Raw genomic sequence first — 6,212 nt, forward strand, 5'->3', positions numbered from 1 at the left:
GGACATGTACATGAAGGATTTACGTTATCCAATAGGTCAATTTACTTATGTAGGCACTATTACAGAAGAAATAATTGATAAATGGATTCAAGAAATTGAGGATTTACCTAATGAACTAGCAAGAGCGATAAAAGATTTAGATCAGAAGCAGTTAGATACACCGTATCGCATTGGTGGATGGACTGTTCGTCAAGTCGTTCATCATGTTGTTGATAGTCATATGAATAGCTACATACGCTTTAAATTAGCACTGACAGAAAAGAATCCAACTATTAAACCGTACAAAGAAGAAAAATGGGCAGAGCTACCTGACTCAAAATTACCAGTAGATGTTTCACTTGTAATGCTAGATTCATTACATAAAAGATGGGTTAACTTATTATATTCTTTAGAACCGGCAGATTTAGAAAAGACATTTAATCATCCTGAATCAGGAGAAAAGAAACTTGCTGCTGCAATTGGACTATATGCATGGCACGGTCGTCATCATACAGCTCATATTACTTCGTTAAGAGAGCGTTTAAATTGGTAACATTAGAGAAGGCGACAGAAATTGATGCAGAGATTATATTTCAAATGCAAGTAGAATCATTTAGTTCATTATTAGAAAAGTATAAGGACTATGAAACAAGTCCGGCAAATGAACTTATTGAAAGAACGATTTCGAGAATAAATAATCCGGACGGTGGATTTTATAAAATTTTCGTAAATATGAATCTTGTCGGAGCGATATGTATATCACGTAAAGAAGAGGCATCTAAATTTTGGATAAGCCCGATGTTTATTATTCCAAACTATCAAGGGAACGGAATTGCTCAAAAAGTATTAATTTTAATCGAGGAGATGTTTCCGGAAATAACGACTTGGGAGCTTGCTACAATTTTAGAGGAAGAACGAAATTGTTTTCTATACGAAAAGATGGGATATATAAGAGCGGAATTTAAAAATAAATTAAATGATAAAGCAACATTAATTTATTATAAAAAAGAAAGGTAAAGCACATTTTAAATGCTTTACCTTTTCATATTATTTTAGATTGAATATACAAATTTAATGTATATTCTTCCGAAATATTCGGGTTAGTAATTTCTAATATGAATAAATATACAAAAACGAACTATTTCGTCGTATATGTTACTAACGCTTTTTGAATACTTAATATGCTATCATCGCCTTTAAATTCTTTCGTAATTGGCGCGCTCAAACTAGACACCCATATTTTAAGCTCTGCATCTAAATCAAAATGCCCAGCTGTTTCAATACTAAATTGTGTAATACTTTTATAAGGGATAGAATGGTATTCTGTTTTTTTACCAGTTACTCCTTGTTTGTCTACTAAAATAAGACGGCGATTTGTAAATACGATTAAATCACGAATTAATTTATAAGCATGCTCAACTTTCTCATCATCTAGCATAATCTTTTCTAAATCACGTTCAACGTTTTCTGTACTCGCACTTGATGCATTTCCTAAAATACCACTAAATAAACCCATATGAAATTCCTCCTTTATAATATGTGGAATGAGTTTCTTATATTGTACCATGCTATTGGATAAGACATTATGACATAAGTTCAATAGTTTTTTGTTATTGTTGCAATTAATTTATATAACCTCATCCTAAAATCTTGTGCTAACATGTAATTAAGAAAATAGAAGCAGAGGGATTGAGCATGAAGAATATCGGTTTAGTATTAGAAGGCGGCGGAATGAAAGGGTTATATACTGCAGGAGTACTCGAATATTTTATGGAAAGGGGCTTATTCTTTCCGTATGTAGTCGGTGTATCCGCTGGAGCGTGTATGGGAGCAACATATTTGTCACGTCAAAAAGGAAGAAATAAGAAAGTAAATACAGAGCTAGTAGCAGATCACAGGTATATATCTTATCGAAACTTAATTCGAAAACGTGAATTATTTGGAATGGATTTTTTATTTGATGAAGTACCAAACAAAATTGTACCGTTTGATTTTCAAACCTTCCTAAATTCAAATGAACAGTTTGTAATCGGAACGACTGATTGCGAATCAGGACAGGCAGTTTATTATAATAAAATAGAACATGGAAATGATATTTTGAAAATCATTCGTGCTTCAAGCTCTGTGCCATTTATTGCACCTGCTGTAGAATATGATAATCGAAAACTGTTAGATGGAGGGATTATAGATCCTATTCCAGTTTTCAAAGCACAGAATGATGGTTATCAAAAGAACGTTGTTATTATGACAAAGCCAGAAGGATACGAGAAGCAGCGCAATAAATTTTCTGGACTTGCTAAAATTTTATATAGAAAATATCCGAAAATTGCAGAACATTTAGTAGAGCATTATCGCTTTTATAATGAAACTGTATCTTATATGAATCACAACGAACAAAAAGATAATTTTTATGTAATTCAGCCAAGTATACAACTTCCTATAAGCGGTATAGAGAGAAATAAAGAAAAGCTCGTTAATTTATATAATCTTGGGTATAAGGATGCTCAATATCATTATGAAAACTTATTGAATTGGATGGAGAAATAAAGGGGTGGAACGTTGCTATTAGGAAAAAAGGTTATTTTTAATGAATTACAGAAAATGCATAGTCCTCTGCATAAGCCATTTCCCTATCGTGACACACGAAAATTGCAGAAAGACTATAAAAATACATTTACAGAAGATGACTGTATTAATGCCGATTTAAATTATTATTGGATGCATACAGCAGGTACTTTAAGTTACGTACTTAATAACAACGAAAAGGAGATTGTGTTTGATCAAATAAAGTGGCTACGAATATCATTTTTCGAATGGTTTCCACAATATCGTTTTCTAGAAACAGAAATTGTGAAGTATCCTATTTTGCATAGAGATTTTATGAATTATGAGAAGGCCCGTAAACTATTACTTTATTACCTTACTGAATAAAAGTGAAAACGTACAGGTTACATTACTTGTGCGTTTTTTTGTTCATAAAATATACAATATTAACAACTTGTTTATATAGGAATTCTAATGAGAAGAAAGAAGTACATATAGAATGATGTAAGGGAGGGATGATAAGTTTAGTAGCCGTTTTCCTTTAAGTTATTGTCCAACTTGAATATAGTTATTTATGTTAAAATATTTCGAGTAAAATCAAGTTCTTAACGATTTTATCAAACATTAAACAAAATAATTTAGAAACGAAGAAGGGACAGCACTAAAATGGAAAACGTATCAAATGTAGATAAATTGGAATCAATAAAATCTTTACAATCGACAATCCGTAAACTTGAAAATGCACTGTCACAGATGACTCAGAAAGGTGCAAACACGACCTTAGTGAAGAAAAGACTTAAAGCTGTTTGCATCGGGTTAGCAGTGTTAGAAACCGTTTGGAATCAAGGAACTCATCATTACACACAAGAAGATCTAGCAGAAGCTCGCCATGTTCTTACTGGTTTGCTTCCATCAATTGAGAGGGCGTATGAAAAGTCAAAGGCTGGTAGTCCTCAAAGAACACTTTTAGAAAGAAGAATAAAAGCATTGGAATTTGCTATTCAAGCAATTGATAAATTTTCTAATCAATAACTCATCTAACTACATAACATATTACGGCTTATTTTTATATAGGAATTCTAATGAGGAGAAAGAAGTACATATAGAATACTACAGAGGAGGGAAGAGGAGTGTCCTCAATAATTAGTCCTAAGTTAGAGGAACTTATTAATCAATTAGAAAATGCAAAGGAGAACGCTTTATATACTTTTTTGCATGAAATAAAGTCAAATAATACGCCATTAATAGAACAGTGTCCAGTAGATAATCGGTATAAGCTTATAACGTATATTTGGCTAGGGGATCAAATAACTGAAAACGTCTATGTATTCGGTAGCTTTCCTGGTTGGGAACTTTCTACGAATCAATTAAAACGATTGTTACACACAAATGTTTGGTATAAAACGTTCAGAACAGATAAGACTTTTATTTCAACTTACTATTTTTCAGTTAACGATTATTTTGAAAATGACTGGATAAAACGCAGTGAGCAGTATAGACTAGACCGCTTTAACGAAAATACATTTGGAGAGGGTGATAAAAAAGCATCAGTGTTAAAAATAGACATGGAAGTGCAGTACGGTAGTCGATTCCTTTCAAATTATTATCCATCTGGAGAAATTGAAACATATTCTTTCTATAGTTCAACTTTAAATAATACACGTAAGATTCATATTTATATGCCTCATAATTATTCTCAAACTGCACACCTTCATGAACTTCTCATTGTATTTGATGGAAATTCTTTTATTAAAAACCTTTCAATCACAAGAACACTCAATTATTTAATTTATAAAAAAGAAATTCCATCTTGTATAGCTGTTGCTATAGATCCTGTTGATCGGCTAGAAGAGCTAACTTATAACGATAATATGAATACATTTTTAACGGAGGAATTACTTCCGTGGATTCAAGCTAAGTATCACGTATATCAAGAAGAGAGGAATACAACAATTGCCGGTTTCAGTCTCGGTGGCTTAGCAGCTTTTTATGCAGCGCTTCAAAATCCACATATTTTCGGGAATGTGTTGTCAATGTCTGGATCCGTACATTGGAAAAAGGATGGCTTTGAAAATGAAATTCCGTGGATTGAAAATCAAATTACATCTGCAAATCCCAATACGTCTCAACCTCATTTTTATTTGGCAGCAGGACAACTAGAAAATGAACCGCTTTTAACGGCTAATAAGCGCTTATATAGAGCTTTAAAAGATAATGGATACCAAACCACTTATGAAGAGTTTCAAGGTGGTCATGACAGTGTTTGGTGGCGAGAAAAGTTATTTGATGGATTGAGAGTATTAAAACATTCGAAAACAACACTATAAAAATAAAATGAAAAGAGGAATGAATCTATGAATCAAGATGAACTAGATAAAAAACTAAAAAAACAAGAAATTTTAGTGAAAGATGAGAAAGTTTGGTCATTCACGTATGAGGATCATATTAGTTCTATTGTTAAACAGGCAGAAAAGAAAGGAGCTTTTAATGATTTACCTGGTAAAGGGAAACCTCTTAATCTTGATAAAGACCTTTCGTACAATCCTGAAAAGCAATTGTATAGAACTTTGGCAAATAATCATGTTTTACCTAGGTGGATTGAGCTTTCAAAAGAAATTGACGATTTAAAAGAAAAACTAAAAGAAAATACAAATACAGCAGAAGCAGCGGATTTAATTCGAACTATAAATAAAAAAGTTATAGAACATAATTTACTTTGTCCACCAAGTGCGCAAAAAATGAGGATGAAAACGGATTTTTAACAATTTTCAATCAAGCTATCTCTTGCTATATAATTAAGTTAGGTGTTTTCAATTCATTACTAAAGGGAGGTAAAAGCTGTGAAAAATACGTATCAACTTCAAATTCCGAAAGAACTAGAACAGTATCGTAGTATTTTAGAAGAAAGTGTGAAACCGTATATTAAAGTGTCTGGAACGCAAGCAGAGACAACCCTTTTTGAAAGTAAGTTTGGTGGATATCCGTATTTACCTATAAATCAAGAGCATCCTAAAGATTCTAATGGCCAACCTATGATGTTACTTGCGCAGTTAAACCTTGAAGAAATTCCGCATATTGAATATATGCCTCAAAAGGGCATGTTACAATTTTTCGTAAGTGCTGATGATGAGCTTTTTGGAGCAGATTTTGATCATCCAACAATCCAAAAAGACTTTCGAATTATTTACCATTCTACAATTACAGAAGAATTAACTAAGGTTATTACTGATTTTAGTTATTTAAACACTTTAGATTTAGAGCATTTTATCATACCTGAAGCAGCTAAACTAAAGTTTGAATTGGATTACCAACCAGTAACATCAAGAGATTATCGATTTGAAAAGATTTTTAATGAAAACATTGATTGGGAAGAAATTGTTGATGAAGAAAATAAAACAGAATTAGGCGAACTGTATGATGATCTATGCCAAGATCAAGGGCATAAAATTGGCGGTTATCCATTTTTTACACAGACAGATCCGAGGGAATGGGAAGAAAAATACCAACAGCATGATATATTATTGTTGCAAATCGATACAGACGATTCATTAAATATTATGTGGGGAGATTCTGGTGTTGCTAATTTCTTTATACGCAAGGAAGATTTGTTAAACCTAGATTTTTCCAATGTTATTTACAATTGGGATTGCTATTAAAATAACAATTTAGAGCATTACTTATGTTTAAAT

Annotated in this window: 9 protein-coding genes; 8 read left to right on the top strand and 1 reads right to left on the bottom strand. The window is 32.1% G+C overall.

Going from position 1 to position 6,212, the window contains the following annotated elements; all coding sequences use genetic code 11:
* The first annotated feature begins 10 nt into the window (after nucleotides 1-10).
* Both V7038_RS21260 and V7038_RS21265 read left to right on the top strand, forming a co-directional pair.
* Nucleotides 11-532, top strand: a complete 522-nt coding sequence (locus V7038_RS21260; RefSeq protein ID WP_335695613.1) for a YfiT family bacillithiol transferase — start codon at nucleotides 11-13, stop codon at nucleotides 530-532.
* Nucleotides 472-996 carry a GNAT family N-acetyltransferase gene (locus V7038_RS21265; RefSeq protein WP_283747205.1) on the top strand — a complete coding sequence of 175 codons (525 nt, stop codon included), beginning with the start codon at nucleotides 472-474 and terminating at the stop codon, nucleotides 994-996. Before V7038_RS21260 ends, V7038_RS21265 begins: the two co-directional genes overlap by 61 nt.
* Before the next feature lie 121 nt (nucleotides 997-1,117).
* Here the strand turns inward: V7038_RS21265 and V7038_RS21270 are convergent, their stop codons facing one another.
* The gene (locus tag V7038_RS21270) at nucleotides 1,118-1,495 is read right to left on the bottom strand and encodes a PH domain-containing protein (RefSeq protein ID WP_283747204.1); all 378 of its coding nucleotides are present in this window, start codon (nucleotides 1,493-1,495) and stop codon (nucleotides 1,118-1,120) included.
* A 179-nt stretch (nucleotides 1,496-1,674) separates the two neighbouring features.
* On the opposite strand from V7038_RS21270, the gene V7038_RS21275 reads away from it, so the two are divergent.
* The 6 genes from V7038_RS21275 to V7038_RS21300 all read left to right on the top strand — a co-directional run bounded on the left by V7038_RS21275 (nucleotide 1,675) and on the right by V7038_RS21300 (nucleotide 6,179).
* Nucleotides 1,675-2,526: a patatin-like phospholipase family protein gene (locus V7038_RS21275; protein WP_283747203.1), complete on the top strand. Its 852-nt coding sequence runs from the start codon at nucleotides 1,675-1,677 to the stop codon at nucleotides 2,524-2,526.
* Between the two features lie 12 nt (nucleotides 2,527-2,538).
* Nucleotides 2,539-2,910, top strand: coding sequence for a YxiJ-like family protein (locus V7038_RS21280; protein ID WP_199659456.1), 372 nt, complete (start codon nucleotides 2,539-2,541; stop codon nucleotides 2,908-2,910).
* A gap of 279 nt (nucleotides 2,911-3,189) precedes the next feature.
* On the top strand, nucleotides 3,190-3,555 hold the full coding sequence (locus tag V7038_RS21285) for a hypothetical protein (protein ID WP_199659457.1): 366 nt from the start codon (nucleotides 3,190-3,192) through the stop codon (nucleotides 3,553-3,555).
* A gap of 98 nt (nucleotides 3,556-3,653) precedes the next feature.
* Nucleotides 3,654-4,850, top strand: a complete 1,197-nt coding sequence (locus tag V7038_RS21290; protein ID WP_283747202.1) for an alpha/beta hydrolase — start codon at nucleotides 3,654-3,656, stop codon at nucleotides 4,848-4,850.
* Between the two features lie 27 nt (nucleotides 4,851-4,877).
* Nucleotides 4,878-5,285, top strand: a complete 408-nt coding sequence (locus tag V7038_RS21295) for a DnaJ family domain-containing protein (protein ID WP_199659459.1) — start codon at nucleotides 4,878-4,880, stop codon at nucleotides 5,283-5,285.
* Nucleotides 5,286-5,363: 78 nt separating this feature from the next.
* Nucleotides 5,364-6,179: a YwqG family protein gene (locus V7038_RS21300; RefSeq protein ID WP_199659460.1), complete on the top strand. Its 816-nt coding sequence runs from the start codon at nucleotides 5,364-5,366 to the stop codon at nucleotides 6,177-6,179.
* Nucleotides 6,180-6,212: the final 33 nt, after the last annotated feature.

Origin of the sequence: Bacillus sp. JJ783 (assembly GCF_036963225.1) — a bacterium.
Lineage (GTDB): Bacteria > Bacillota > Bacilli > Bacillales > Bacillaceae_G > Bacillus_A > Bacillus_A cereus_U.

Bases quoted from the DNA above. Each gene is read 5' to 3' on its own strand.
- V7038_RS21270 (WP_283747204.1), bottom strand. From the start codon at position 1,495: ATGGGTTTATTTAGTGGTATTTTAGGAAATGCATCAAGTGCGAGTACA.
- V7038_RS21275 (WP_283747203.1), top strand. From the start codon at position 1,675: ATGAAGAATATCGGTTTAGTATTAGAAGGCGGCGGAATGAAAGGGTTA.
- V7038_RS21295 (WP_199659459.1), top strand. From the start codon at position 4,878: ATGAATCAAGATGAACTAGATAAAAAACTAAAAAAACAAGAAATTTTA.
- V7038_RS21260 (WP_335695613.1), top strand. From the start codon at position 11: ATGAAGGATTTACGTTATCCAATAGGTCAATTTACTTATGTAGGCACT.
- V7038_RS21285 (WP_199659457.1), top strand. From the start codon at position 3,190: ATGGAAAACGTATCAAATGTAGATAAATTGGAATCAATAAAATCTTTA.
- V7038_RS21265 (WP_283747205.1), top strand. From the start codon at position 472: ATGGCACGGTCGTCATCATACAGCTCATATTACTTCGTTAAGAGAGCG.